This window comes from Herbihabitans rhizosphaerae (assembly GCF_004216555.1).
In the GTDB taxonomy this organism is placed as follows: domain Bacteria; phylum Actinomycetota; class Actinomycetes; order Mycobacteriales; family Pseudonocardiaceae; genus Herbihabitans; species Herbihabitans rhizosphaerae.
In genome coordinates this window covers 490673-515060 of sequence record NZ_SGWQ01000004.1, presented here as the reverse complement: position 1 = coordinate 515060, position 24388 = coordinate 490673, and the positions used below count along the sequence as shown (strand labels likewise).

Sequence of the window (24388 nt, the reverse complement as noted above, 5' to 3'; positions counted from 1 at the left end):
AATCTGGCCATTGTCACCACCGCGAATCCTCGCCGCAGGGATGAAACCACGTGGCGCGTACGGCTGATCTTTTCCGTCGACTTTGCGAGGGCCAGCTTCCCGGCAAGCAACCCGCGACCAGGCTCAGCCCACCCATCACGGCGACGACGACCAGGGCCCGCACCACCGCCATGAGCAGACTCCCCAGCTGCGTGGAGCGTACGACACACGCCACCTACCGCAAGGATCACATCCTGCGGCGGTGGCGCTCACGCGCCCGGCGGGTGAGGTGAGTGCGGAGATCCGTCCAGGCGGGACGGGTGAACGCGAGGACGGAGCCACCGGGGTTCTTGGAGTCGCGCACGCCGGTCACCGGGTCGCCAAACCGAACTTCGACGCAGTGGCCGTTCGTTTCGCTGAAACTGGACTTGAACCACTCGGCGCCGGTCATGAAATTGACCTCGACGCAGTGGCCGTTGGACGCGCTGTAGCTGGACTTGAACCACCCCGTCCGGCGTCCCGCGACAGGGGTCTGTCCGACCATGATCTACTCCTTGGCGAGCTTGCGGATGAAGGCAAGCGAGTCCTTCCGACTCTGCGCCATGCCAACCGCTTGGGCGTAGGCCACATCGTACTCGCGGTAGCGCATCTCATCGTCGTTCAGGGCGGTCGATGTCACGCTCTCCGTCCACAGGAGGCTCGGCACCCGGCCGGTGGGGAACGTCATCAGGTAGAAGGTCGAACTGCCCAGGGCGTCGTAGGCGTCTGCGGTATACGGCACAACCCGGATGTCGAGGTTGTCCGCGTACTCCTCCGCCCGTTGCACAAGGTGCTTGAGCTGAGCACGCATCACCTCGCGGCCACCGACCTGCTGGCGCAGCGCGGCCTCGCTCATCACGGCGGTGAGGTGGAGCGGGTCGTCTCCGGCGAGCCGTTCCTGACGCTTCATCCGCGCAGCAAGACGCTTGTCCACTTCGGCCAGACGGATGTTCGGGCCAGCACCATGGATCGTGGCGCGGGCATAGTCCTCGGTCTGTAGCAGCCCAGGGATCAGGCCACTCTCGAAGGTGCGCATGGTCTCGGCGCCGTGCTCGAAGCCGAAGAAACGCAACAGCTCCTCGCTGAACAGGGCTGAGTAGGCGTGCCACCAGGCGCGCTCGTTTCCTTGCTGGCGAAGGCTTTCCAGCTCGTCGATGTCACCGGCGTCGATCTCGTAGAGCTTGATCATCTGATCGAGCCGCGCCTTGGCGACCTTGGTGCGGCCACGCTCCACTTCGGACACATAGCCTTGCGTGCAGCGCAGCTTCTTGGCCACGGCGGTCGCGGTCAGGCTCAGTTGATCACGGCGCTCGCGCAGCCTGATCCCGAGTTCCCAGTTCGCCACGGTCGGAGACGGAGGTGCCATACGGCCATCCTGTCGGTCGCGACACGTGTTCGACAAGCACCCGATTGGGCGATGGTGTTGGTAATATTACCTGTCGATACTTGAGACCATGAGCTACTTCGTGGGGCCCAACGTCGTCAACACGTCCACCTACGTGGAGTTGCCAGAGAAGATAGAGATCGACTGGGAGGTCTACGACGCCGGGTGCAGCGCGTTCGTGCGCCTCGGAGGCACCTACGGCCTCGAACTCATCGTCCCGCTCGGCTGCATCGACACGCTGGTGAACACGCTCACCGAGGCGAAGGCCGCGATCAAGGCTGGCTGAGCGCCGGCGCCTTCTCGCGTCGATCCTCCCCCGACCGCAGGCGCTGCGAGATCACCTGGGTGATCCCGTCGCCCCGCATGGAGACGCCGTACAGCGCGTCGGCGATCTCCATGGTCGGCTTCTGGTGCGTGATGATGATCAACTGCGACGTCGTGCGCAGCTCCTCGAGCAGGCCGATCAGCCGGCGCATGTTCGTGTCGTCCAGCGCCGCCTCGACCTCGTCGAGCACGTAGAACGGCGACGGCCGGGCCCGGAAGATCGCGACCAGCATGGCAACGGCCACAAGGGATTTCTCGCCACCGGACAGCAGCGACAGCCGCTTGATCTTCTTGCCCGGCGGGCGCGCCTCGACGTCCACGCCGGTGCTGAGCATGTCCTCCGGCTCGGTCAGCACGAGCCTGCCCTCGCCGCCGGGGAACAGCGTCGCGAACACGATCTCGAACTCGCGCGCCACGTCCTCGTAGGCGCCGGTGAACACCTCGAGGATCTTGTCGTCGACCTCCTTGACCACGGTCAGCAGATCGCGCCGGGTCGCCTTGAGGTCTTCGAGCTGGGTGGACAGGAACTTGTAGCGCTCCTCCAGTGCCGCGAACTCCTCCAGCGCCAGCGGGTTCACCTTGCCCAGCAGCGACAGGTCGCGCTCGGCCCGCTTGGCGCGCCGCTGCTGCGTCTCCCGGTCGTACGGGATCGGTTGCGGTGCGACGACTTCCTCGCCGCGCTCCTTGGCCGCCTCGTACTCGGCCAACTCGCCGGCGCTCGGTGGCACCGGCACGCTCGGGCCGTACTCGCCGACCAGATCGTCCAGCCCGATGCCGAAGTCGTCGGCGATCTTCGCCTCGAGCTGCTCCATGCGCATGCGCTGCTCGGCGCGCAGCACCTCGTCGCGGTGCACGGCGTCGGTCAGCTTCTCCAACTCGGTGCCCAGCTCGCGGACGCGGTTGCGCACGTCGGTCAGGATCCGCTCGTGCTCGGCCCGCGCGGCCTGCGCGATGTCCCGCTCCTCGGCGGCGCGCCGCAGCGACACGGCGATCCGCTCCAGCGCGGCCTCACCACCGGCCACCACGGCCGTGGCCACCTCGGCGCCGCGCGCACGGGCGGCCATGGCCCGCGTGTGCCGCTCGCGCGCCTCGCGCTCGGCCCGAGCCGCGCGACGCAGACCGTCGGCCTTGCCGTGCAGCGCACGATGCCGCTCCTCGGCGGTGCGCAACGCCAGCCGGGCTTCCATCTCCTGTTGCCGCGCAAGGGAAAGCGCCTCGTTCGCGGCGTCCCGCTCGGCGGTGTCCGGCTCGTCGTCGAGCGGTTGGTCGTTGGCCTGGACGAGCCGCTCCTCCAGCTCGGTGAGCTTGCCCAGCGCCTCTTCACGCGCTTGCTCCACCTTGGTCCGGGCCACCGTCGCCCTGTCCACTTCGGACTGTGCGGCGGACACGGCCTTGCGCAGCCGGGACAGCCGCTCGGCCGATCGAGCGGAGGCGACCTTCCCCTCGTTCACCGCCTCGCGCAGCTCGCCCACCTCGGCCCGCCGCGCCTGCTGCTCCTCGCGCGCGCCCTGCAGCGCCGCACCGGCGGAGGCCAGCGCCCGCTCGGCGGCGCCCAGCTTGTCGTTGGCCTCGTCGACCGCGGCCTGCACCTCGATCACGCTCTGCCCGCGGTCCGCGCCGCCGATCGCCCAGTGCGCGCCGAGCACGTCTCCGTTGCCGGTCACCGCGCGGACCTCGGGGTGCGCGCGCACCAGATCCCGCGCGACCCGCAGGTCGTCCACCACGGCGACCCGGTCCAGCGCCCGGTACACCGCACCGGTCAGCGAGTCCGGCGCACGCACCAGATCGACCGCCCAGCGCGCTCCGCCCGGCAGCGACGGCCACCCGTTCCTGTCCGCGGTGGACGCTCCGCCGATGAGCACGCCGGACCGGCCGGAGTCGTTGCCCCGCAACAACTCCAGTGCTTTCACCGCGTCGTCGCCGGCGGCCACCGCCACCGCGTCGGCCACCGGCCCGAGTGCCGCGGCGAGTGCCGCCTCCGCACCCGGTTCGACGGTCAGCAACGCGGCGACCGACCCCAGCAGGCCGGGCAGCTTGTCGCCCTGGGCCAGCAACGCGCCGGCACCGTCCTTTCGGGACAGTCCGAGCGAGAGTGCGTCCACCCTGGCGCGCCAGGACGCGATGTCCTTCTCCGCGGTGCGCTCGGCGGTGACCAGCTCCTCGACCCGCGCCTTGGCCACCTCGTTCGCCTCGACCGCACGCTGGTGCCGCTCGCGCAGCCCGGCGTCGTCGGTATCCGCGTGCCCGGACTCGGACTCCGCGTCGGCCAGCTCGCGCTCGGCGATCTCGGCCCGCTCGGCCGCCTCGACCAGCGCGGTGGACAGCCGCTCGATCTCCTCCGCGGTGGCGGTCGTCTTGCTGCGCAGGGCCTCCACCTGGCCGGTGAGACGGGCAAGCCCCTCGCGGCGGTCGGCGATCGCGCGCACGGCGGCCAGGTGCGCCTTCTCCGCGGCGGACACCACCCGCTCGTACTCGGTGAGCCGCTCGGTGGTCTCCGACAGCGCGTAGCGCGCCGTCTCCACGCCCTCGGCCAGCTCGGCCTCCCGCACGGCGGTGCGCTCCGCCTCGGCCTCCAGCTCCTCGGGGTCCCGCCCGCCGGTCGGCGCGGCGATCTCCTCGGACAGGTGCCGGGCGCGCTCGACGGCCAGCCGCACGGTGCCGCGCAGCCGCTCCTCCAGCGCGGACAGCCGGTACCAGGTGTCCTGTGCGGCGGACAGCCTCGGCGCGTCGGCCGCGACCCGTTCCTCCAGCTCGTTCTGCCGCGCCTGCGCCTCCTGCAGCGCGCGTTCGACCTCGCTCCGCTTGGCCCGCGCGGACGCCTCGTCGGCCTGCTCCTTGGCGATGTCCTCGCGCTGGGTCACCAGGTCGTCGGCGTGCAGCCGCAACCGGGAGTCGCGCAGCTCGGCCTGCACGGCCTGCGCCTTGCGGGCGATCTCGGCCTGCTTGCCCAGCGGCTTGAGCTGGCGGCGCAGCTCGCCGGTGAGGTCGGTCAGCCGGGTGAGGTTGGCCTGCATCGCGTCGAGCTTCCGCAGCGCCTTCTCCTTGCGCTTGCGGTGTTTCAGAACGCCGGCCGCCTCCTCGATGAACGCGCGCCGGCCCTCCGGCTTGGACTCCAGGATCGCGCCGAGCTGGCCCTGCCCGACGATCACGTGCATCTCACGGCCGATGCCGGAGTCGCTCAGCAGTTCCTGCACGTCCATCAGGCGGCAGGTGTTGCCGTTGATCTCGTACTCGCTGGCGCCGTCGCGGAACATCCGCCGGGTGATCGACACCTCGGTGTAGTCGATCGGCAGCGCACCGTCGGAGTTGTCGACCGTGAGCGTGACCTCGGCGCGGCCCAGCGGCGCGCGGCCGGAGGTGCCGGCGAAGATCACGTCCTCCATCTTGCCGCCACGCAGCGACTTGGCGCCCTGCTCGCCCATCACCCAGCTCAGCGCGTCGAGCACGTTGGACTTGCCCGAGCCGTTGGGACCCACGACACAGGTGATCCCCGGCTCGAACTTGAGCGTGGTCGCCGACGCGAAGGACTTGAAACCCTTCAACGTCAGGCTCTTCAGATGCACGAGGCGGCAACTCCTTCAGGCGACTCTCGGCATACGTCGCAGCGTTGCGCTATCCGACCGAGGGTACCTGGGCCCGGTCAAACACCGTGGGAGGTGGCCTACCGGCGTGGCCGGTCGATGCCCACGAGCAGGGCGTTCTGTGAGTTCACGATCTCGAGACGCTCGATGTCACCCGCCGCGAACGAGGTGCTGCCCGGGATCTTCTCCACCTCTCCGTAGCGGGTCGCCCACCATCCGGCCACCTCTCGCCCGCCGGTCCTGGCGCGCACGGTGAGCTTGCAGGTCTGGCCGGGTGGCACGTCCCGCAACCGCATCTGCAGTTCGGTGCCCCACGGTTTCTCGATCAGGTCGATGTCGGCCCGGATCCCGGTGGTGGGGTCGGTCGCGGACCAGGTCACCGGCGCTGCGGCGACCGGGGCGGCGGGCTGCTCGGAGGTCATCTCGTGGACCACGAACGCGCCGACGCCGACCAGCACGAGCAACACGGCGGCGGCGACCAGCCAGGCCGAGCGGCCGCGCTGGCGGGGCGGCTTGGCCGGCGGCAGCCCGACCACGTGCGCGGGGACCGGCAGCGGCGGCTCGATCGGCGCACTCGGATCGCTTTGCTCGACGGCGTGTTCCTCGGGTTCCTCGGTGAAGTCCTCTTCGGAGAGTTGGTGCAGCAGTCCGGGCAGCGGTGCCAGCCGAACCAGTTCCGCCTGGCAGGACGTGCAGCCGGACAGGTGCGCCTCGAAGGCCGCCCGTTCCGCGGGCTCCAGCGCGCCGAGTACGTAGGCGCCGAGTGACACCGACTGGGAGCAGCTCACAGCTCGGTCACCCCCCGCTCGGCGAGCGCGTCACGAAGGGCGCGCAGCGCGTAGTACGACCGCGACTTCACGGTCCCCGGCGGCACCCCGAGAACGGTCGCCGCCTCGGCGACCGTCCTGCGGCGGTAGAACAGCTCGGCGATCACGGCACGGTGATCCTTGGACAGCGCGCGCATCGCGTCGGCGACCTGCCAGCTCTGCAGCACCCGGTCGAACTGGTCGTCCTCATGAGGGGGGTCCTCCTGCGGCATCGGGACTTCCGTGACGCGCGCCTTGGTTCGGCGGTAGCCGGACACGACCAGGTTGCGCGCCACGGTGTAGAGCCACGGCCCCGCCTGATCCGCGGTCAGGCTGGACGCGTTGCGCCAGGCACGCAGCAGCGTCTCCTGGACGACGTCCTCCGCACGCTGGTGATCGCCACCGACCGACCGCAGCACATAGCCGTGCAACTGTCGCCGGTAGCGGCTGTAGAGCTCCCGCACGAGCTCCTCGTCGCGTTCGGAGGATGGCCCCACACCTGACAACTACGTCTCCCCCGCCCGACCGGTTCAGCGTTCCACGAAGCTGTTCAAACCGCCCTTGGCGGGCGACCATCGATCGACCACAGTATCGACCCAGCCGGGCGTCTCACCGGAGCGCAGGGCAGCCAACAGCCGCTCACACTCGTCACGCCCGCCTTCGGCGATCACCTCGACCCGTCCGTCGGCGAGATTGCTCGCGCTGCCGACGAGCCCGAGTTCGAGCGCCCTGCTCCTGGTCCACCAGCGGAAGCCGACGCCCTGCACGCGGCCGCGCACCCAGGCGGTCAACCGCACGGGTTGATCTGTCACACCGCGGTCATACCAGGAAGGCGGTGCCGACGCAGGTGATTCCGGCCGATGTGGGCCACGACGTGGCGCTGATCTCGCCACGCATCTCCTCGCCGCCCTTGGTGCCGGTGAGCTTGATGAGGTAGCTCGTGCGCCCGATCTCCCCGCCCGGCGCGGTTCGGACGTCACCGTCGGCCGCGGCCAACTGCTCGACCTGGGTCCGGAACTCCGTCGTGTCCTGGGCACAGGCCGAGTCCAGAGCACCCTCGACATCGTTCGCGTTGACCTTGGCGAGGAACTCGTTGATCACCGCCCGCGGGCCGTAGGGCACTTCGGCGAGGCTCGGCCTTTCACCGCGTGCCGGGACGACGTCCCACAGGCACCAGGAGTTGCCGTCACGCTGGAGCACCATGTAGTTCGAGACGTCCGGCGCTCCTCGCGGGGTCATGGTCAACGTGTCCACGCGCCAGCGCGGGCCGACCTGTTCTGCCGCCACGGTGGAGAAGAACGCCGACCGGACCGGATCGACCTGGCCGATCAGCGGATCCACCCTCGGCGTGGCGTCGCCGCACTTCAGCGCGGTGAGGCCGGGTTTGTCGTGGCGGAGCACTCCGGTGACGATCAGTTCCTTGGTCTGCTCGACGGTCCGCACCGGCCCGGATGGAGTGCTCTTGGTCGTCGACGGACGCGTCGTGCTCGTGGTGTTCGGCGTGGGCGGCACACCACCGGCCGTCGCCTCTCCGGCGACCGGCTCGGCCTTGACGAGGAACCCCGGCGCGACGAACGCGGTGACCGCGAAGACGACCACCACGGCGACCGCGGCCACGCCAGCCCACAGGCCCTTCCTACTGGGCCGGTGCGACGGTCCGGGATCGCCCGGTGGAACTGGGTGGCTCATGGGCACGACGGTAGAGTCCGCCCCGGCCGCGAGTGACGCCTTTAGAACCACGTCTAACGACCACGCAACGTGACAATCGAATGTCGGGCTGTGCACACTGCGCGAAGGTGGTACGTTACCGCGCCGTAATCACTCTCACGAGTGAGTGGCCGTGGCCGGGAGACCCGGGCCGCGTCGAGGAGGAGCACGGCATGCCCGAGCCCGAGGAGCGGCGCGAGGTCGCCCCGCCGGCCGAGAACAACCGACGCGCGCCGTACGCGGTGCTCGCGGTCACCGGCATCGCGTTATCCGCGGTGTTCGGCGGCATCGCGACACTCGCGAAGCCCTCGGACAGCGCCCAACCGCCGGCGAACACGCTGCCACCACCGCGGCCGACCGCGGCGAGCAACAGCACGACCGACTCGACCTCGCCGACGTCGGACATGCTGCCGGCGCCGCCGCCCCCACCGCCGTCGAGTTCCACCACGAGTAGTTCGAAGTCGTCCACGACGACGCCGAGCACCACGCCTCCCCCGTTGCCGCCGCCACCGCCTCCGTCGCCGTCGATCCCGCCGACGCAGCCGACTCAGCCAACGCAACCGACACAGCCGACCCGGCCGACCACCACGACGACGACTCCGCCCACGTCGACCACGACCAACCCGCCGACGACCAACAGCCTCACCACCAACAGCGGCACCACCAGCGGCGGAACTGAGTGAGCGGGTTACGGCCGCGCCACGCCTCGACCATCGCCGTCCTGATCGCCGCGCTCGGCGGTGCGGCCGTCGCCGCGACGGCCACCGCTGTCTCCGGCCCCGCCAGGCCGGTCGCCGTCGCCGGAATCGCCACGCCGGACCAGATCGTCGTGACCACGCCCCGGCCGAGTCCACGGCAGGCCGACCCGCCACCGACGCCCGCGACCACCGCGCTGCCCACCACGACAAGCCAGCCGACCACCAGCGCGCCGCCGCCTCCCAGCACGACCACGCCGACGCTCACCACCACGACCGGCACACCACCGCCGACGACCACCGCGACGAAGCCGCCACCCGGCCCGACGGGGATCGCCGCCCAGGTCCTCGACCTGGTCAACGCGGAGCGATCGCGAGCGGGCTGCGCGGCCGCACGGCTCGAATCGCGGCTCGTCGACGCGGCGGCGGGGCACAGCGGCGACATGGCCCGGCGCGGCTACCTCTCGCACACGACTCCCGAAGGCGTCACGTTCGACGTGCGGATCCGGCAGGCCGGCTACCCGAAGCCGGGCGCGGAGAACATCGCGCGCGGTCAGCGCACCGCCGAGCAGGTCATGAACAGCTGGATGAACTCGCCCGGCCACCGGCGCAACATCCTGGACTGCTCGCTCATCGCGATGGGAATCGCGTTGGACACCAACGGGTTCTACTGGACGCAGACCTTCGGCCGCTGAGCACCCGTTGGGGTTCGCCGGTCTTCAAGACCCACAAACCCCGGCCCGAGACGTCCACAACGACGGCAAACCGGTCGGGTGCACCGTCACAGCTCGAAGCGGTAGCCCATGCCCGGCTCGGTGAGCAGGTGCCTCGGCCGCGCGGGGGCGCGTTCCAGCTTGCGGCGCAACTGGGCCAGGTACACCCGGAGATAGTGCGTCTCGTCCGCGTAGGCGGGCCCCCACACGTCCTGTAGGAGCTGCTTCTGCGCGACCAGCTTGCCCCGGTTGCGCACGAGCACCTCGAGCACGCCCCACTCGGTCGGCGTCAGGTGCACTTCCTCGTTGTCCCGCAACACCTTCTTGGCCGACAGGTCCACGGTGAACGACTCGGTCTCGATCACCGCTTCCTCGTCGCCCGGCGCGGACACGATAGCCCTGCGCACGGCGGCGCGCAGCCGCGCGAGCAGCTCGTCCATGCCGAACGGCTTGGTCACGTAGTCGTCGGCGCCGGCGTCCAGCGCGCGCACCTTGTCCGGCGAGTCCACCCGCGCGGACAGCACGATGATCGGCACCGACGTCCAGCCGCGCAGGCCCTCGATCACCTCGGTGCCGTCGATGTCGGGCAGCCCGAGGTCCAGCACCACCACGTCCGGCTTGGTCTCCGCGGCCGCCCGCAGCGCGGAACCGCCGTCGTGCGCGGTGACCACGTCGTAGTCGCGCGCGGCCAGGTTGATCCGCAGCGCGCGCACGATCTGCGGCTCGTCGTCCACCACGAGCACTCTCGTCACCGCATACTCCCGTCCTCGGTGGGCAGCGAGATCACCACGGTGAGCCCACCGCCCGGCGTGTCCTCGGCACGAATCGTGCCACCCATCGCGTCGGTGAACCCTTTGGCGACCGACAGTCCGAGCCCGACCCCGCTGGTGGCGTCCCGGTCGCCGAGCCGCTGGAACGGCGCGAACGCCGACTCCGCCGTGCCCTTCGGCAGCCCCTTGCCGTTGTCCACCACTCGCAGCTCCACCTGGTCGGCGTGCGCCGACGCGCGCAGCGCCACCGGCGGCTCCCGCGGGTCGGATTTCCGTGCCACACCGGCGACTCCGTGCCGCAGCGCGTTGTCCACGACGTTGGCCACCACCCGTTCGAGCAGGCCGGCGTCGGCCAGCACGCGGGGCAGCGCCTCGTCCACGTCCACCGAGATCCGGTCCCGACCGTCCACACCGGACAGTGCGCGGGCCACCACCTCGTCATAGCCGACCGGCTTCACCCGGGGCGCCACCGCACCGGTGGCCAGCCTCGACGAGTCCAGCAAATTGTCGATCAGCCCGGCGAGCCGGTCGGTGGACTCCTCGATCGTCTCCAGCAGTTCCGCTTCGTCCTCTGTGGACAGTGAGATGTCCGGCGCGCGCAACGTGCCCAGCGCGGCCTTGATCGACGTCAACGGGGTGCGCAGATCGTGCCCGACGGCCGACAGCAGTGCGGTGCGCAACTCGGTCGCCTCCGCGTGCCGGCGCGCCTCGGCCGCGTCGGCCGCCATTCGCTGCTGCCGCAACGCCATCAGCGCCTGACCGGCGGCCGCCTCCAGTACCGTGCGGTCCGCCGCCGGCAGGGCGCGCCCGCGCAGCGCCAGGTGCACGTCCGGGGTCACCGCCACGTCGACGTCCGCCTCGTCGGGCTCCCGGCACGGCGTCGCGCCGACCCACGTCACCATGGCCCACGCGCCCTTGCGCCGCTCCAGCAGCGCCACCGAGGTGAGCCCGAAGTTCTCGCGCACCTTCTCGAGCAGCCGGTCCAACGGTTCCGGATGGGTGAGCACCGTGCGCGCGTAGGAGGCCAGCAGCGCCGCCTCGGTGCGCGCCCTCGCCGCCTGCTCCGCCCGGCGCGCCGCGCGGTCCACCACGAGGGCGACCGCGACGCCGACCACCACCATCGCGATCAGCGTCACCACGTTCTGCTGCGCGTCCACCGACAGCGTGTACAGCGGCTCGGTGAAGAAGTAGTTCAGCAGCAGCGCGGACAGCAGCGACGCGACCAGTGCCGGCCCGAGCCCGCCGACCAGTGCCACGGCCACGGTGGCCATCAGGTATCCGACCACGTTGGTGGACAGGATCAGTTCCTCCCGCAGCAGCACGCAGACCAGCGTCACCGCGGCCGGCAGCACGATCGCGAGCGCCCAGCCGAGCAGTGCCCGATCGGGCACCATCACCTTGGGCCACAAGCGAAAGCGGCGTCCGCGCTGCGCCTCGTCGTGGGTCACCATGTGCACGTCGATCGGGCCGGACTGCTGCACGACGGCCGCGCCGATGCCCTCGTCAAACAGCCGGGCCAGCCGCGAGCGGCGGGACGTGCCGAGCACGAGCTGCGTGGCGTTCACCCCGCGCGCGAAGTCCAGCAGCGCGGCCGGCACGTCGTCGCCGACCACCGTGTGGAACGTGGCACCGACGTCCTCGGCGAGCTTGCGCAGCCGGGCGATCGCGTACGGCGGCGCGCCGGCCAGCCCGTCGCCGCGCAGGATGGTCAGCACGAGCAGGTCGGCGCCGGCCCGCGCGGCGATCCGGCTCGCCCGCCGGATCAGCGCCTCGCTCTCCGCTCCCCCGGTGATCGCCACGACCACGCGCTCGCGCGCCTCCCAGGTGTCGGTGATCCGCTGCTCGGCGCGGTACCGCTGCAGCGCCACGTCCACCTGGTCGGCCACCCACAGCAGGGCCAGCTCGCGGAGCGCGGTCAGGTTGCCCGGCCGGAAGTAGTTGCCCAGCGCCGCGTCGATGCGGTGCGCCGGGTACACGTTGCCGTGCGCGAGCCGCCGGCGCAGCGCCTCCGGCGTGATGTCGACCAGCTCGAGTTGCTCGGCGCGGCGCACCACCTCGTCCGGCACGGTCTCGTGCTGCCGCGCGCCGGTGATCCGCTCGACCACGTCGTTGAGGCTCTCCAGATGCTGGATGTTGACCGTGGACAGCACGTCGATGCCGGCGTCCAGCAGCTCGTCGATGTCCTGCCACCGCTTCTCGTTGCGCGAGCCGGGCACGTTGGTGTGCGCCAGCTCGTCGATCAGCACCACGTCCGGCTTGCGCGCCAGCACCGCGCCCACGTCCAGCTCGGTGAACTCGTGCTCGCGATGCGTCATGTGCTTGCGCGGCACCACTTCCAGGCCCTCGATCAGGTTCGCCGTCTTGATCCGGCCGTGCGTCTCGACGAGCCCGACCGCCACGTCGGTGCCGCGCTCGGCGCGCCGGTGCGCCTCGCCGAGCATGGCGAACGTCTTGCCGACGCCGGGCGCCGCGCCGAGGTAGATGCGCAGCTCACCCCGGCGTGTGCTCTCCTGATCCACAGGCACAGTGTGCCCCTTCGGTTACGGTCCGACCGCCTGGCGCACGGCGAGGTTGAGCCGGGTCACGTTCACTCCCGGCTCACCGAGCACGCCGAGGCCGCGTCCGGTGGTGTTCTCCTGGACCAGCGCGCGCACCCGGTCCAGCGGCAGGCCCGTCTCGCGCGCCACCCTGGGCGCCTGCAGTTCGGCATACGTGACACTGACGTGCGGGTCCACACCGGACGCCGAGGCCGTCACCGCGTCGGCCGGAACCCGGTCCGGTGTGACGCCTTCCCGCGCCGCGACGGCGTCGCGCCGTTCCGCGACGGCCTTCACCAGGTCGTCGTGCCCGGCGCCCTTGTTGGACCCGCCCGAGGTGGACGGATCGCCGGTGGCCGACGGCCGGGTGTGGAACCACGGGTCCCGAGCCGGGTCGGCCGGCACCGGGTCGATGCCGATCAGCCCGGAGCCGACGGCCTGCCCGTTCGCCTCGATCACCGAGCCCTCGGCGTTGGCGTGCAGCCCCGGAATCCGGCTCACCGCCCACACGCCGAGCGGATACAGCACGCCGGTGAGCACGGTCAGTACGAGCAGCACCCGCAGCCCGGCCATCGTCTGGTGCCAGTACGTACGCATTCGAGTCACCCAATCCCTGGAACGAGCCGGACGACGAGGTCGATCAGCCAGATGCCGAGGAACGGCGTGACCACTCCCCCGACCCCGTAGATCAGCAGATTTCGCCGCAGCAGTGACGAGGCGCTGGACGGGCGGTAGCGAACTCCCTTGAGCGCCAAGGGAATCAGCGCCACGATCACCAGCGCGTTGAAGATCACCGCGGAGATGATCGCCGAGCGCGGCGTGGCCAGGCCCATGATGTTCAGCTCGCCGAGCTGCGGGTAGATCGCCGCGAACATGGCCGGCAGGATCGCGAAGTACTTGGCCAGGTCGTTGGCCACGCTGAACGTGGTCAGCGCGCCGCGCGTGATCAGCAGCTGCTTGCCGATCTCCACGATCTCGATCAGCTTGGTCGGGTCGGAGTCCAGGTCCACCATGTTCCCGGCCTCCTTGGCGGCCGAGGTCCCGGTGTTCATGGCCACGCCGACGTCGGCCTGCGCGAGTGCCGGCGCGTCGTTGGTGCCGTCGCCGGTCATCGCGACCAGCCGCCCGCCGTCCTGCTCGCGCTTGATCAGCGCCATCTTGTCCTCGGGCTTGGCCTCGGCGAGATAGTCGTCGACGCCCGCCTCCGCCGCGATCGCCTTGGCGGTCAACGGGTTGTCGCCGGTGATCATGACGGTCTTGATGCCCATCGCGCGCAGTTCGTCGAACCGCTCGCGCATGCCCTTCTTGACCACATCGGACAGTCGGATCACACCGCGCACCACGGCGTGTCCGCCCGCGATCTCCGCGCACACCAGCGGTGTGCCGCCCTCCGCGCTGATCTTGTCCACAGTGGACTTGACCTCGTCCGGCACGGTGCCGCCGTGCTCGATCACCCACGCGGTGATCGCCGACGCGGCGCCCTTGCGCACCAGCCGCTCGCCGAGATCGATGCCGCTCATCCTGGTCTGCGCGGTGAACGGCACGAACTCGCCGCCGACCTCGTCCACTGTGGACTCCCCACCGCACAACTCCACGATGCTGCGACCCTCGGGTGTCTCGTCGGCCAGGCTGGACAGCCGCGCGGCCTGGGTCAGTTCCTCCACTGTGGACTGTCCGGTCGGGATCAGCTCGGTGGCTCGCCGGTTGCCGTAGGTGATGGTGCCGGTCTTGTCCAGCAGCAGCGTGTCGATATCGCCCGCCGCCTCCACCGCGCGGCCTGAGGTGGCGAGAACATTGTGCTGCACAAGGCGATCCATACCCGCGATGCCGATCGCGGACAGCAGCGCGCCGATCGTGGTCGGGATCAGACAGACCAGCAACGCGGTCAGCACGATCACCGACTGCGTGTTGCCCGAGTAGGTCGCCATCGGCTGCAGGGTGACCACGGCGAGCAGGAAGATGATCGTCAGCGTGGACAGCAGGATGGTCAGCGCGATCTCGTTCGGCGTCTTCTGCCGCTCGGCACCCTCCACCAACGCGATCATTCTGTCCACAAAGGACTCGCCAGGCTTGGTGGTGATCTTGACGACGATCCGGTCGGACAGCACGGTGGTGCCGCCGGTGACCGCCGACCGGTCGCCGCCGGACTCGCGGATCACCGGCGCGGACTCGCCGGTGATGGCCGACTCGTCCACAGTCGCGATGCCCTCGACCACGTCACCGTCGCCCGGGATCACCTCGCCCGCCTCGACCACCACCAGGTCGCCGATGCGGAGATCGACACCTGGTACCCGCTCCTCCCCGCTGGGACCGTAGAGGCGGCGGGCGATCGTCTCCTTCTTGGTGCGGCGCAACGTTTCCGCCTGCGCCTTGCCCCTGCCCTCGGCGACCGCCTCGGCCAGGTTCGCGAACAGGACGGTGAACCACAGCCACACCGCCACGCCGATCGTGAACACGCTCGGATCGCCGATCGCGAACACCGTGGTGAGCACCGAACCGGCCCACACCACAAACATGACCGGGTTGCGCAGCTGGTGCCGAGGATCGAACTTGCGCAGCGCGTCGGGTAACGACTTGAGCAGCTGGCGCGGGTTGAACACCCCGGCGGCGACTCGCCCGGTGTTCTCGATGTGGCGGCGGTCGGCCTCCGCGACCGTCCGCTCCTGGGTGATCGTCATGCGAGTGCCTCCGCGATGGGACCGAGTGCGAGCGCCGGCACGAACGTGAGCGCCGCGACGAGGACGACGGTGCCGGTGAGCAGCGAGCCGAACAGCGGGCCCGTGGTGGGCAGCGTGCCGGCCGTGACCGGGACTTTCCGTTGTGCCGCAAGCAATCCGGCGAGCCGAAGTACCGCGATGATCGGGATGAAGCGGCCGAGCAGCATGCAGATGCCCAGCGACGCCTGGAACCAGTCGCCGGTCACCGTGATGCCGGCGAACGCGCTGCCGTTGTTGTTGGACGCCGACGCGTAGGCGTACAGCACTTCGGACAGTCCGTGCGCACCCGAGTTGGCCATGGCGCCGGACGTGTCCGACTGCGCGATCGCGATGCCCGAGCCGATCAGCATCACGGTGGGCATGGCCAGGATCGCGATCGCCGCGCAGGTCACCTCGCGGCGACCGAGCTTCTTGCCGAGGTACTCCGGCGTGCGGCCGACCATGAGGCCGGCGAGGAACACCGCGATGATCGCCATCACCAGTATCGAGTAGATGCCGGTGCCGACCCCGCCCGGCGTCATCTCACCGAACAGCATGTTCAGCATCGCGCCGCCGCCACCGAGGCCGGAATAGCTGTCGTGCAACGAGTTGACCGCGCCGGTCGACGTGCCGGTCGTGGAGTTGGCGAACAGCGCCGACCCGGGAATCCCGAATCGCTGCTCCTTGCCCTCCATACTGGCGCCGGCCAGCAGCGCCGCCGGCCCGTTCAGGTGCGTCTCCGCCCACCAGATCACGGCCAGCATGCCGGTCCACAGCACGCCCATCACCGACAGCAGCACGTAGCCCTGCTTGCGTTGTCCCACAAGGGTTCCGAACGTGCGGGTGAGCGAAACGGGGATCACCAGCAGCAGGAAGATCTCGATCAGGTTGGACCACGAGCTGGGGTTCTCGAACGGGTGCGACGAGTTCGCGTTGAAGATCCCGCCGCCGTTGGTGCCGAGCTCCTTGATCGCCTCCTGGCTGGCCGCCGGGGCGAGCGCGATCGTCTTGCCCTGACCGTCCACAGTGGACACGTCCACGCCGGAGCGCAGGCTCATCACCGTGCCCAGCGCCACCAGCACGATCGCGAACACGAACGCCATCGGCAGCAGGATCCGCACCACACCGCGGGTGAGGTCGACCCAGAAGTTGCCCAGCCGGTCGGTACTCGCGCGGGTGAACCCGCGGATCAGCGCGATCGCGACCGCGATCCCCACCGCGGCGGACACGAAGTTCTGCACGGTGAGGCCGATCATCTGGACGCTGTGGCCCATGACCGACTCGGGTACGTAGGACTGCCAGTTGGTGTTGGTGACGAAGCTGATCGCCGTGTTGAACGCGATCCCCTCGTCGACCGGGCCGCGGCCGAAGTTCCACGGCAGCAGGGTTTGCAGGCGCTGCACCAGGTACAGCAGCACGATGCCGACGGCGGAGAACCCGAGCACGCCGGCCGCGTAGGTCTTCCAGTGCTGCTGGGACTCCGGGTCCACCCGGACGATCTTGTAGACCGCGCGCTCGACGCGGTTGTGCTTGGTGCTGGTGTACACGCGCGCCATGTAGTCGCCGAGCGGGCGGTACACGGCGGCCAAGGCCACGACGAGGAGGCCGACCTGGAGCAGGCCGGCCGCGGTGTGCGACATCAGAACTTCTCCGGCCTGATCAGCGCGACGAACAGGTAGATGATCAACAGAAGCGCGACGACACCGCCGACGGTGTTCGCGAGCGCGCCGGTACCACTCACAGCTTCTCCAACCCGCGCAGGGCGAGAGCGAGGACGGCGAACCCGGCGATCAGCAGCACGGCGTAGGCCATATCGGCCATCGGTGCGGCTCCCCTCTGGGTGGACCGCCCCCATGGCGGCCCGGACCAGAAGATCGTGCACCCGTAAATGCCCAGCTTGAGGGTGCCTGACGGTTCCTTGATACCGCCCTCTCACGCCCTTGACGCGATCCTGACGCGCCAGGTGACAGCGGTCTCCTAGTTCTCGGCCACGACCCTGTCGAGATCGGGTTGACGCGCGGCCGGACGTGCGAGTGACCACACGGTGATCTGTGGTTTGCGTGGATGCGGGATGGTGCGCACGACTCGCCAGCCTTGGCGGCGGTAGTAGGCGATGAGGCCGAGGTTGCCGCCGTGTTGGTCGGTGAGGACGCCGCGGCGCACCCACCGCTGTCCGAGGCGTGCGGCACGATCGAGCGCCCAGAAGGCGATGACCATGCCCAGCGATTGGCCGGCGTGGTCCGGGTGGGTGACGGTGGACTGGAGGAAGATCGCGGGCTCGGCGCGTTCGTGCTCGGTCCAGCCGAGGTGCGGCGTCTCGTCCGTCGTGGTGACACCGATCAGGTCACCGGCCGGGTCGACCAGCACCCACACCGGCCAGTCCGGCTCGGCGATCTGGTCGGCGAGTGCCCGAGCGGAGTGCTCCCAGCCGCGCCAGCGGCCGAGCCCGTGATCACGCATCCAGGCGGACCGCGCGCGGACCAGGGCCTCGACCGCTGCGCGATCGGCCGGCTCGGCGGGGCGAATCAGATACACAACGCGTCCTCCTGCGACGCACCTTGCGTTGGACGCGCTGCGGGAAGCGCGCCGAGTCGCACCCGGACAGGCGCGCCGCCATCCACTTGCTCGCGACACCGTCACCGCGCTGTTGCAGGCGCAGCGCCGTCCCTCATCTGAGCTGTCGGCGTACGCGACCTGGATTGGTGCGTAACAGGACGAGCGATTCATGACGGTCAGGTGACCGCCGTCTCCGATCAGCGCGGCGGCGACGAGTTCGGCAGCGCGACCGAGAACGGAACGCCCGGAATCTCCCGGCAACTGCGCGCGACGCGGCTGTCGAAGGTGACCTTGTTACGCGGGAACCGGTTGTCGGTGCGCTCCTCGACCTTCGGCATGCCCCACGGGCCGCACACCTCGTGCCGCGCGTTGATCGGCTTGCCGTTCTGGTCGTACAGATAGAAGTCCGGGATCGGACGACCGCTTCCGTCGAACGCGTAGAGATTGTGGGTGTCCACGCCGTCGTGGGTGAGCCCGCGCGCGGAGTACACGACCGCGGGTCCCTGGCTCGCCTGCTTGAAAACAACGAACACACCGGTCAGGAGAATGCCCACGATCAATGCGTTCGCCGTTATCGCCAGCCATGGTGACCGCCGGTTCCTGGCGGCCCGCTTGCCGAAGTACACCGACCCGGGCAGGGCGAGCAACCCGACGAGCACGATCGTGCACGCCCACGCGACCGGTGAGCCGAAGGTGCTGACCGGAAGCGACACGACCGCGACCATCGCCAGTGCGCGGACCAGCCACCAACCTGGCTGCAACGAGCGAAGGTAGCCGCCGATCGGATGATCCGCGTCGTCGAGCGCCGACGTGGCCCGCCGCAGGCCCGGCAGCGCGGCGATCCTGGCCATGCGGCCGTTCCCGCGAACGAATACCACCGTGATCGCCAGCACCGTCAGACCGGCGGCGATCACCGCGAGCACCATCGTCCGCTCGGCCTCGCCGAGTGGGCTGATGCGCGTGAACATCCTGAACCAGACCAGGCCGAGATAGATTCCACCCAGTAGTACCGAGCCGACACCGATGAGCAGACCGAGCACGGCGAGCCGCGCACTCCAGTCCGCCGAAGCGGTCGCGGCGGTGTTCGGGTAGCCGGCGGCCGCGCGGAGCTCGGCGGCGTACTTCTCAGGCGTGCCAAGCCTTTCCGTCATCGCCTCGATCGTCGGCAGCTCCGCCGCGACGTCGACCAGTTGCGGCCGGACGTCGTCCAGGATCTCCTCCACCTCCGACGACGGAAGATCGCTCAGCGCTTTCTTGAGCGCGTCGACATAGCTTTCCACGGTGTCCACAGTGGACGAGTTCATTCGCTCTCCCCGATCAGTTCGTCCAGTGACGCGGCGAACTCACGCCACGTCTTCGTCGATTCGGCCAACCGCTGCCTGCCGAGTTCGTTGAGGCTGTAGTACTTGCGGTGCGGGCCTTCCTCGCTCGGCTGAACGTAGGAAGTGAGGAGGCCCGCGCGGTAAAGCCTGCGCAGGGTGCCGTACACCGAGGCGTCTCCGATCTCGGTGAGCGCGCCGTGGCGCAACCGGCGGAGCACGTCGTAGCCGTAGCCGTCCTTGTCCCGCAGCACCGCGAGCACCGCCAGGTCGAGCACCCCTTTGAGCAGCTGGCTGGTATCCATCCCACCTCCGTTAGTGCGCGAACGACGGTACTACACATTGCACAGTACCGCGCACAGCACCCCTGGCGATCGAACGGCTGGATGGTCAGCGGGTGTTCAGCGGGTGTGGGGCCGGCGTTGGCAGCGGGGGCAGGAGTAGGACGAGCGGTTCATGAACGGCTCGCGGCGGATGGGGCTGCCGCAGCGCCCGCACGGCAGGCCCTCCTGGCCGTAGACCGCGAGCGAGCGGTCGAAGTAGCCGGACTCGCCGTTGACGTTGACGTACAGCGCGTCGAACGAGGTGCCGCCCTGGCCGAGCGCCTCGCGCATCACGTCGGCGGCGTGCGCGAGTACCTCGGTGGCCTTCGCGGCGGGCAACTTCTCGGTCGGCCGGGCCCAGTGCAGCTTGGCCCGCCAGAGTGCCTCGTCGGCGTAGATGTTGCCGATGCCGGAGATCAGGTTCTGGTCCAGCAGCGCGCGCTTGACCTCGGTTCGCTTGCGCCGCAAGGCTTTCACGGTCGCCGGCAGATCGAAGGCCGGGTCCATGGGGTCGCGCGCGATGTGCGCGACCGGCACCGGCAGCACGGTCCCGTCGACCTCGACGGTGTCCTCGATGGACAGTCCGCCGAACGTGCGCTGGTCCACGAACCGCAGCTGCGGCCCGCCGTCGGCGAAGCGCAGCCGCACGCGCAGGTGCTTCTCGTCCGGCGCGTCGCCGTCCCGGATCAGCATCTGGCCGCTCATGCCGAGGTGCGCCAGCATCGCGGCGTCACCGTCGAGATCGGCCCAGAGGTACTTGCCGCGGCGGCGAGCCGCGGTGATCGTCTGACCGGCCAGACGCGCGGCGAAGTCGATGTCGCCGGCGATGTGGCGGCGGATCGCCCTCGGATGCAGCACCTCGACGCTGGTGATCAGCCGGCCGACGACATGCGCCTCGAGACCGCGGCGCACCACTTCGACCTCGGGAAGTTCAGGCACGCGGGCATTCTCTCCCTGAGCACCGACAACCGGTCAGTCCTCGACGTCGTCCTTCTTGGCGTCGGCCTTGACCTGCTCGGACAGCGTGCGCCAGGCGATCTCGGCCGCCTTCTGCTCGGCTTCCTTCTTCGTGCTGCCGTCACCGCCGCCGTAGGGCTGCCCGCCGACCAGCACGGTCGCGGAGAACTCCTTGCGGTGGTCCGGCCCCTCCTCGGTCACCCGGTACTCGGGCACGCCGAGGCCGGCCGACGCGGTCAGCTCCTGGAGACTCGTCTTCCAGTCCAGGCCGGCGCCCCGCAGCGGCGCCTCGGCCAGCAGCGGGTCGAACAGCCGGTGCACCAGATCGCGCGCGGTGTCGATGCCGTGCGCCAGGTACACCGCGCCGATCACGGCCTCCATGCCGTCGGCCAGGATGCTCGCCTTGTCCCGGCCGCCGGTCAGCTCCTCGCCCTTGCCGAGCAGCAGGTGCGTGCCGAGACCACCGTCACCGAGCGCGCGCGCGACACCGGCCAGCGCGTGCATGTTGACCACGCTCGCGCGCAGCTTGGCGAGCTGGCCCTCGGGCAGCTCGGGGTGCGTGCGGTACAGGTGATCGGTCACCACCAGGCCGAGCACGGCGTCGCCGAGGAACTCCAGCCGCTCGTTCGGCGGCAGGCCGCCGTTCTCGTAGGCGTAGGAACGGTGCGTCAGCGCAAGGGTGAGCAACTCGGTGTCGAGCTGGACGCCGAGCGCTTCGAGCAACGAACCGGGATCAACCGTGGGACCCCTGGTCGCCTTTCCCCCCATGCGCCCGGAATCAGGCGGGTTGGGTGACCTGGCGGCCGTCGTACTGCCCGCAAGTGGGGCAGGCGACGTGCGAGGGCTTCGGCTTGCGGCATGCCCGGTTCGAGCACTCGACCAGGTGCGGCGCACTCGCCTTCCACTGGGCGCGGCGCGACCGCGTGTTCGAGCGCGACATCTTCCGCTTCGGGACGGCCACGACTACTTCTCCTCAGGGTTGTCACGAGCCTCGCTGAACCGCTTCAGCGCGGCCCATCGAGGATCAATGGTCTCATGTCCGTGATCGGGCTCGAGATCGGCCCACTTGCCGCCGCATCCGGGGCAGAGCCCGGCGCAGTCCGGCGTGCACAGCGGCACCTGTGGCAGCGCGAGCACCATCGCGTCGCGCACCAGCGGCTCGAGATCGATCTTGTCGTCGACCAGGTGGGACACCTCGTCCTCGTCGGTCGTCGCCTCGGTGGTGCTGTCCGGGTAGGCGAACAGCTCGGTGACGTGCACCTCGATCTCGTCGGAGATCGGGTCGAGGCACCGCGAGCACTCGCCGGCGACCGACGCGCTCGCCGGGCCGGACACCAGCACGCCCTCGATGACCGACTCCAGCAGCAGGTCCACCTCGACGTCGGCACCCTCGGGAACGGCGATCACGTCGGCCTGACCCAGCCCGGCGGGCGCCGGCAGCGTGCGGCGATGCGCGCGCGAGGACCCCGGGCGGCGCCCCAGATCGCGGGTGTCGATGACCCACGGACCGTTGGCGACCCGGTGCGTGGTGCCGTGCCGATGCTCAGACATGGTGAACTCAGTGTGTCCTGTGCTTGTGTGGTCCCGCCGCGAACTGGCGATTGCCGTGCGGCCAACCGGGTCAGCTTACGCGATCGACCCGCCTCAGGTGAAATCCCGTCAGCGATCGTCGTAGTCGAACGGCGCGGCGGCCGCGTGCACGCCGTTCGAGCCGCCGCGCAGGTGCACCCTTCCGGTACCGACCGTGCGCAGTGTCTTGGCGAGCAGCTCCTCGAATTCGGCGAGCTTGCCGTCCACGTAGTTGTCGCACTCCGCGCGCTGGCGGTCCGACTCCGCCGAGGTGGCGTCCAGGACGCGCGCCGACTCCAGGTGCGCTGCCTGCACGACCTCGGTCTGCGAGACCAGGCGCGCCTGCTCGTCGCGCCCCTCCTCGACCGCGCGCTCGTAGGACGCGCGCCCGGCCTGGGTCATCCGCTCGGCCTCGGTGCGCGAGCGCCCGACCAACTCGTCGAACTCGGCGCGGCCCGCGGTCACCGTGCGCTCGGCCTCCTGGCGCGCGTCGGCGACCATCCGGTCGGCGTGCGCCCTGGCTTCGGCGATGATCCGCTCCGCCTCCGCCTTGGCCTCCGCGAGCGTCTGCTCCGACTCGGAGTTGGCCTTGCTGACCGTCTGCTGCGCCTGGTGCTCGGCCTTGCCGATCACCTCGGCCTTGTGGTCAAGGACGTCCTGCGCGTCGTCCATCTCGGGCGGCAGTGCGTCACGGACCTCGTCGAGCAACTCGAGGACATCACCCCGGGGCACGACACACCCCGACGTCATGGGAACCCCCCGAGCCTCCTCAACGATCGTGACGAGCTCGTCGAGCGACTCGAACACCCGATACACGTCAGACTCCTCCACCCCGGTGACACAAACTGGTGCGCACTGTCAACACTGCGCACCAGTGTGCATCGCCTGCCCCCCGACCGGGTGGACCTCGCTGGGCGTGTCCAGCCATCGGCACGCCGCTCAGCGTTCGCGGTCGATCAGCACGAAGGTCTCGTAGTGATCCTTGGTGTAGAAGTGCTCTCCGCCTTCACCGGTCACGATCCGCCGCGCACCCCGATCGTCGGAGCCGGGCGTCTTCACCGTGTACTCGTGGTAGTACTCGGACGGACATTGCGGCAGCAGGCCCTCGCGGTTCTGGAAGACCGTGCCGTCCTGCGGGTACGGGAACGGGCCGTCCGTCTCGATCAGCTTCTCCGTGTCGGTGGCCTCCGGGGGAAGCTGGCTCAACGGGACGACCGTGAATCCGGACGTGTCTCCGCACTCCGCGGCCGGCGCGGCGGGCACCGTGGTGTCGGCGTACGCCGCCGTGCCGAGGCCGAGTGCGGTGAGCACCGCGACGAGGACGGCGAGGGCGGACCTTGCTGCGCGTGAAGTGATGTTGGTCATGTCCCGACCGTAGGTGCGTTCCGTGAGCAGTCAACCACTCGCACGTGAACTCGCGGAAAGCGGTGGCGCGCAGTGGCATTCTCTGGGTATGACGCAGGAGCACCTGATTCGCCGCGCCACGGCGGCCGACATCCCGGCGATCGTGGCGATGCTGGCCGACGACCCCCTCGGCGCCGCCCGGGAGCGCCCCGGCGACCCGCGCTACCTCGACGCGTTCGCCGCGATCGACTCCGACCCGAACCAGTTGCTCGCGGTGGCCGAGGCGAACGGCGAGGTGGTCGGCACCCTGCAGTTGACCTTCACCACCGGCCTGTCCCGGCTCGGTGCCACCCGCGCCACGATCGAGGGCGTTCGGGTGCGCTCCGACCAGCGTGGCACCGGCCTCGGCCAGCGGCTGATCAAGTGGTGTGTCGAGCAGGCCGGGCAGCGCGGTTGCGCGATCGTCCAGCTCACCAGCGACGCCACCAGGAGCGACGCCCACCGGTTCTACGAGCGGCTCGGCTTCGTGGCCAGCCACGTCGGCATGAAGCTCAAGCTCGGCGCGTCATGACGGCTTTCCGGCGCCGCTCTCCGCGAGGCGCTTGACCAGCCTGGTGTACACCACCGGCGGCAGCAGGTGCGCCACGTCGCCGCCGTAGGTCGCCACCTCCTTGACCAGCGAGCTGGACAGGAAGCTGTTCACCGGGCTGGTCGGCATGAACAGTGTCTCCACGCCGGTGAGCTGGTTGTTCATCTGCGCCATCTGCAACTCGTAGTCGAAGTCGCTGATCGCGCGCAGGCCCTTCACGATCGCCTGGATCTCGTGCTTCTGGCAGTACTGCACGAGAAGGCCGTGCCACGAGTCGACGCGCACGTTGGGCAGGTGCGAGGTGATCTCGGCGAGCATCTCCAGCCGCTCGTCCACCACGAACAGGCCGCGCTTGCTCTTGTTGATCATCACCGCGACGACGACCTCGTCGAACAGGCCGGCGGCTCTCTCGATGATGTCCACGTGGCCGTTTGTCGGCGGATCGTAGGAGCCTGGACACACCGCGCGCCTCATGGAGCCGGACGCTATCAGGACAGAAC

Annotated in this window: 27 protein-coding genes; 4 read left to right on the top strand and 23 right to left on the bottom strand. The window is 69.9% G+C overall.

The window, feature by feature from the left end; translation table 11 throughout:
- Nucleotides 1-226: 226 nt before the first annotated feature.
- Nucleotides 227-523, bottom strand: a complete 297-nt coding sequence (locus EV193_RS15880; RefSeq protein ID WP_130344876.1) for a DUF397 domain-containing protein — start codon at nucleotides 521-523, stop codon at nucleotides 227-229.
- Nucleotides 524-526: 3 nt separating this feature from the next.
- On the bottom strand, nucleotides 527-1363 hold the full coding sequence (locus EV193_RS15875; RefSeq protein ID WP_242613410.1) for a helix-turn-helix domain-containing protein: 837 nt from the start codon (nucleotides 1361-1363) through the stop codon (nucleotides 527-529).
- A gap of 109 nt (nucleotides 1364-1472) precedes the next feature.
- On the opposite strand from EV193_RS15875, the gene EV193_RS15870 reads away from it, so the two are divergent.
- Nucleotides 1473-1688 (top strand): hypothetical protein, encoded by a 216-nt coding sequence (locus tag EV193_RS15870; protein ID WP_130344874.1) that lies wholly within the window; start codon nucleotides 1473-1475, stop codon nucleotides 1686-1688.
- Here EV193_RS15870 and smc read toward each other — a convergent pair.
- The 5 genes from smc to EV193_RS15845 all read right to left on the bottom strand — a co-directional run bounded on the left by smc (nucleotide 1675) and on the right by EV193_RS15845 (nucleotide 7802).
- Nucleotides 1675-5289 carry a chromosome segregation protein SMC gene (gene smc, locus EV193_RS15865; protein WP_130344873.1) on the bottom strand — a complete coding sequence of 1205 codons (3615 nt, stop codon included), beginning with the start codon at nucleotides 5287-5289 and terminating at the stop codon, nucleotides 1675-1677. The two genes, EV193_RS15870 and smc, sit on opposite strands and share 14 nt — an antisense overlap.
- A gap of 98 nt (nucleotides 5290-5387) precedes the next feature.
- The gene (locus tag EV193_RS15860; RefSeq protein ID WP_130344872.1) at nucleotides 5388-6095 is read right to left on the bottom strand and encodes an anti-sigma factor family protein; all 708 of its coding nucleotides are present in this window, start codon (nucleotides 6093-6095) and stop codon (nucleotides 5388-5390) included.
- The gene (locus EV193_RS15855; protein WP_242613409.1) at nucleotides 6092-6577 is read right to left on the bottom strand and encodes a sigma-70 family RNA polymerase sigma factor; all 486 of its coding nucleotides are present in this window, start codon (nucleotides 6575-6577) and stop codon (nucleotides 6092-6094) included. Before EV193_RS15855 ends, EV193_RS15860 begins: the two co-directional genes overlap by 4 nt.
- A 66-nt stretch (nucleotides 6578-6643) precedes the next feature.
- Complete coding sequence (locus tag EV193_RS15850; RefSeq protein ID WP_130344870.1) at nucleotides 6644-6925, bottom strand: acylphosphatase; 282 nt, start codon at nucleotides 6923-6925, stop codon at nucleotides 6644-6646.
- Between the two features lie 7 nt (nucleotides 6926-6932).
- The gene (locus EV193_RS15845; protein ID WP_130344869.1) at nucleotides 6933-7802 is read right to left on the bottom strand and encodes a hypothetical protein; all 870 of its coding nucleotides are present in this window, start codon (nucleotides 7800-7802) and stop codon (nucleotides 6933-6935) included.
- A gap of 191 nt (nucleotides 7803-7993) precedes the next feature.
- Between EV193_RS15845 and EV193_RS15840 the strand changes: the two genes are divergently transcribed.
- Complete coding sequence (locus EV193_RS15840) at nucleotides 7994-8503, top strand: hypothetical protein (RefSeq protein ID WP_130344868.1); 510 nt, start codon at nucleotides 7994-7996, stop codon at nucleotides 8501-8503.
- Nucleotides 8500-9210, top strand: coding sequence for a CAP domain-containing protein (locus EV193_RS15835; RefSeq protein WP_130344867.1), 711 nt, complete (start codon nucleotides 8500-8502; stop codon nucleotides 9208-9210). Before EV193_RS15840 ends, EV193_RS15835 begins: the two co-directional genes overlap by 4 nt.
- 86 nt (nucleotides 9211-9296) lie before the next feature.
- Here the strand turns inward: EV193_RS15835 and EV193_RS15830 are convergent, their stop codons facing one another.
- The 15 genes from EV193_RS15830 to EV193_RS15760 all read right to left on the bottom strand — a co-directional run bounded on the left by EV193_RS15830 (nucleotide 9297) and on the right by EV193_RS15760 (nucleotide 23320).
- Nucleotides 9297-9980 carry a response regulator gene (locus EV193_RS15830; protein ID WP_130344866.1) on the bottom strand — a complete coding sequence of 228 codons (684 nt, stop codon included), beginning with the start codon at nucleotides 9978-9980 and terminating at the stop codon, nucleotides 9297-9299.
- Entirely contained in the window at nucleotides 9977-12517 is a 2541-nt protein-coding gene (locus EV193_RS15825; protein WP_207222652.1) for a sensor histidine kinase, read from the bottom strand. The genes EV193_RS15830 and EV193_RS15825 overlap by 4 nt, the downstream gene beginning before the upstream one ends.
- 21 nt (nucleotides 12518-12538) lie before the next feature.
- The gene (locus EV193_RS15820) at nucleotides 12539-13132 is read right to left on the bottom strand and encodes a potassium-transporting ATPase subunit C (RefSeq protein ID WP_130344864.1); all 594 of its coding nucleotides are present in this window, start codon (nucleotides 13130-13132) and stop codon (nucleotides 12539-12541) included.
- 5 nt (nucleotides 13133-13137) lie between these two features.
- On the bottom strand, nucleotides 13138-15213 hold the full coding sequence (gene kdpB, locus EV193_RS15815) for a potassium-transporting ATPase subunit KdpB (protein ID WP_130344863.1): 2076 nt from the start codon (nucleotides 15211-15213) through the stop codon (nucleotides 13138-13140).
- Nucleotides 15210-16871 (bottom strand): potassium-transporting ATPase subunit KdpA, encoded by a 1662-nt coding sequence (gene kdpA / locus EV193_RS15810; RefSeq protein ID WP_130344862.1) that lies wholly within the window; start codon nucleotides 16869-16871, stop codon nucleotides 15210-15212. Before kdpA ends, kdpB begins: the two co-directional genes overlap by 4 nt.
- A complete protein-coding gene (gene kdpF / locus EV193_RS33315; RefSeq protein ID WP_165401366.1) occupies nucleotides 16871-16972 on the bottom strand; it encodes a K(+)-transporting ATPase subunit F in 102 nt (33 codons plus the stop codon). Before kdpF ends, kdpA begins: the two co-directional genes overlap by 1 nt.
- 236 nt (nucleotides 16973-17208) lie before the next feature.
- Nucleotides 17209-17766 carry a GNAT family N-acetyltransferase gene (locus EV193_RS15800; RefSeq protein WP_130344861.1) on the bottom strand — a complete coding sequence of 186 codons (558 nt, stop codon included), beginning with the start codon at nucleotides 17764-17766 and terminating at the stop codon, nucleotides 17209-17211.
- 218 nt (nucleotides 17767-17984) lie between these two features.
- Nucleotides 17985-19091, bottom strand: coding sequence for a DUF1700 domain-containing protein (locus EV193_RS15795; RefSeq protein WP_130344860.1), 1107 nt, complete (start codon nucleotides 19089-19091; stop codon nucleotides 17985-17987).
- A complete protein-coding gene (locus EV193_RS15790; protein WP_130344859.1) occupies nucleotides 19088-19411 on the bottom strand; it encodes a PadR family transcriptional regulator in 324 nt (107 codons plus the stop codon). Before EV193_RS15790 ends, EV193_RS15795 begins: the two co-directional genes overlap by 4 nt.
- 96 nt (nucleotides 19412-19507) lie before the next feature.
- A complete protein-coding gene (mutM, locus tag EV193_RS15785; RefSeq protein WP_130344858.1) occupies nucleotides 19508-20368 on the bottom strand; it encodes a bifunctional DNA-formamidopyrimidine glycosylase/DNA-(apurinic or apyrimidinic site) lyase in 861 nt (286 codons plus the stop codon).
- A 33-nt stretch (nucleotides 20369-20401) separates the two neighbouring features.
- On the bottom strand, nucleotides 20402-21154 hold the full coding sequence (gene rnc, locus EV193_RS15780) for a ribonuclease III (RefSeq protein ID WP_130344857.1): 753 nt from the start codon (nucleotides 21152-21154) through the stop codon (nucleotides 20402-20404).
- A 10-nt stretch (nucleotides 21155-21164) separates the two neighbouring features.
- A complete protein-coding gene (rpmF, locus tag EV193_RS15775) occupies nucleotides 21165-21347 on the bottom strand; it encodes a 50S ribosomal protein L32 (protein ID WP_130344856.1) in 183 nt (60 codons plus the stop codon).
- 2 nt (nucleotides 21348-21349) lie between these two features.
- Nucleotides 21350-21937: a YceD family protein gene (locus EV193_RS15770; protein WP_130344855.1), complete on the bottom strand. Its 588-nt coding sequence runs from the start codon at nucleotides 21935-21937 to the stop codon at nucleotides 21350-21352.
- A gap of 108 nt (nucleotides 21938-22045) precedes the next feature.
- The gene (locus EV193_RS15765; RefSeq protein ID WP_130344854.1) at nucleotides 22046-22771 is read right to left on the bottom strand and encodes an SPFH domain-containing protein; all 726 of its coding nucleotides are present in this window, start codon (nucleotides 22769-22771) and stop codon (nucleotides 22046-22048) included.
- Between the two features lie 123 nt (nucleotides 22772-22894).
- Complete coding sequence (locus EV193_RS15760; RefSeq protein WP_130344853.1) at nucleotides 22895-23320, bottom strand: guanyl-specific ribonuclease; 426 nt, start codon at nucleotides 23318-23320, stop codon at nucleotides 22895-22897.
- 88 nt (nucleotides 23321-23408) lie between these two features.
- On the opposite strand from EV193_RS15760, the gene EV193_RS15755 reads away from it, so the two are divergent.
- Nucleotides 23409-23870 (top strand): GNAT family N-acetyltransferase, encoded by a 462-nt coding sequence (locus EV193_RS15755; protein ID WP_130344852.1) that lies wholly within the window; start codon nucleotides 23409-23411, stop codon nucleotides 23868-23870.
- Here EV193_RS15755 and coaD read toward each other — a convergent pair.
- Complete coding sequence (coaD, locus tag EV193_RS15750) at nucleotides 23865-24362, bottom strand: pantetheine-phosphate adenylyltransferase (protein WP_130344851.1); 498 nt, start codon at nucleotides 24360-24362, stop codon at nucleotides 23865-23867. The genes EV193_RS15755 and coaD overlap by 6 nt on opposite strands.
- Between the last annotated feature and the right edge of the window lie 26 nt (nucleotides 24363-24388).

What these genes read in the sequence shown, in the direction of transcription:
- EV193_RS15840 (WP_130344868.1), top strand. Translation starts at nt 7,994, where the DNA reads ATGCCCGAGCCCGAGGAGCGGCGCGAGGTCGCCCCGCCGGCCGAGAAC.
- rnc (WP_130344857.1), bottom strand. Translation starts at nt 21,154, where the DNA reads ATGGGGGGAAAGGCGACCAGGGGTCCCACGGTTGATCCCGGTTCGTTG.
- EV193_RS15770 (WP_130344855.1), bottom strand. Translation starts at nt 21,937, where the DNA reads ATGTCTGAGCATCGGCACGGCACCACGCACCGGGTCGCCAACGGTCCG.
- EV193_RS15795 (WP_130344860.1), bottom strand. Translation starts at nt 19,091, where the DNA reads ATGAACTCGTCCACTGTGGACACCGTGGAAAGCTATGTCGACGCGCTC.
- kdpA (WP_130344862.1), bottom strand. Translation starts at nt 16,871, where the DNA reads ATGTCGCACACCGCGGCCGGCCTGCTCCAGGTCGGCCTCCTCGTCGTG.
- EV193_RS15790 (WP_130344859.1), bottom strand. Translation starts at nt 19,411, where the DNA reads ATGGATACCAGCCAGCTGCTCAAAGGGGTGCTCGACCTGGCGGTGCTC.
- EV193_RS15845 (WP_130344869.1), bottom strand. Translation starts at nt 7,802, where the DNA reads ATGAGCCACCCAGTTCCACCGGGCGATCCCGGACCGTCGCACCGGCCC.
- EV193_RS15870 (WP_130344874.1), top strand. Translation starts at nt 1,473, where the DNA reads ATGAGCTACTTCGTGGGGCCCAACGTCGTCAACACGTCCACCTACGTG.
- EV193_RS15820 (WP_130344864.1), bottom strand. Translation starts at nt 13,132, where the DNA reads ATGCGTACGTACTGGCACCAGACGATGGCCGGGCTGCGGGTGCTGCTC.
- EV193_RS15760 (WP_130344853.1), bottom strand. Translation starts at nt 23,320, where the DNA reads ATGACCAACATCACTTCACGCGCAGCAAGGTCCGCCCTCGCCGTCCTC.
- coaD (WP_130344851.1), bottom strand. Translation starts at nt 24,362, where the DNA reads ATGAGGCGCGCGGTGTGTCCAGGCTCCTACGATCCGCCGACAAACGGC.
- EV193_RS15755 (WP_130344852.1), top strand. Translation starts at nt 23,409, where the DNA reads ATGACGCAGGAGCACCTGATTCGCCGCGCCACGGCGGCCGACATCCCG.
- EV193_RS15880 (WP_130344876.1), bottom strand. Translation starts at nt 523, where the DNA reads ATGGTCGGACAGACCCCTGTCGCGGGACGCCGGACGGGGTGGTTCAAG.
- kdpB (WP_130344863.1), bottom strand. Translation starts at nt 15,213, where the DNA reads ATGACGATCACCCAGGAGCGGACGGTCGCGGAGGCCGACCGCCGCCAC.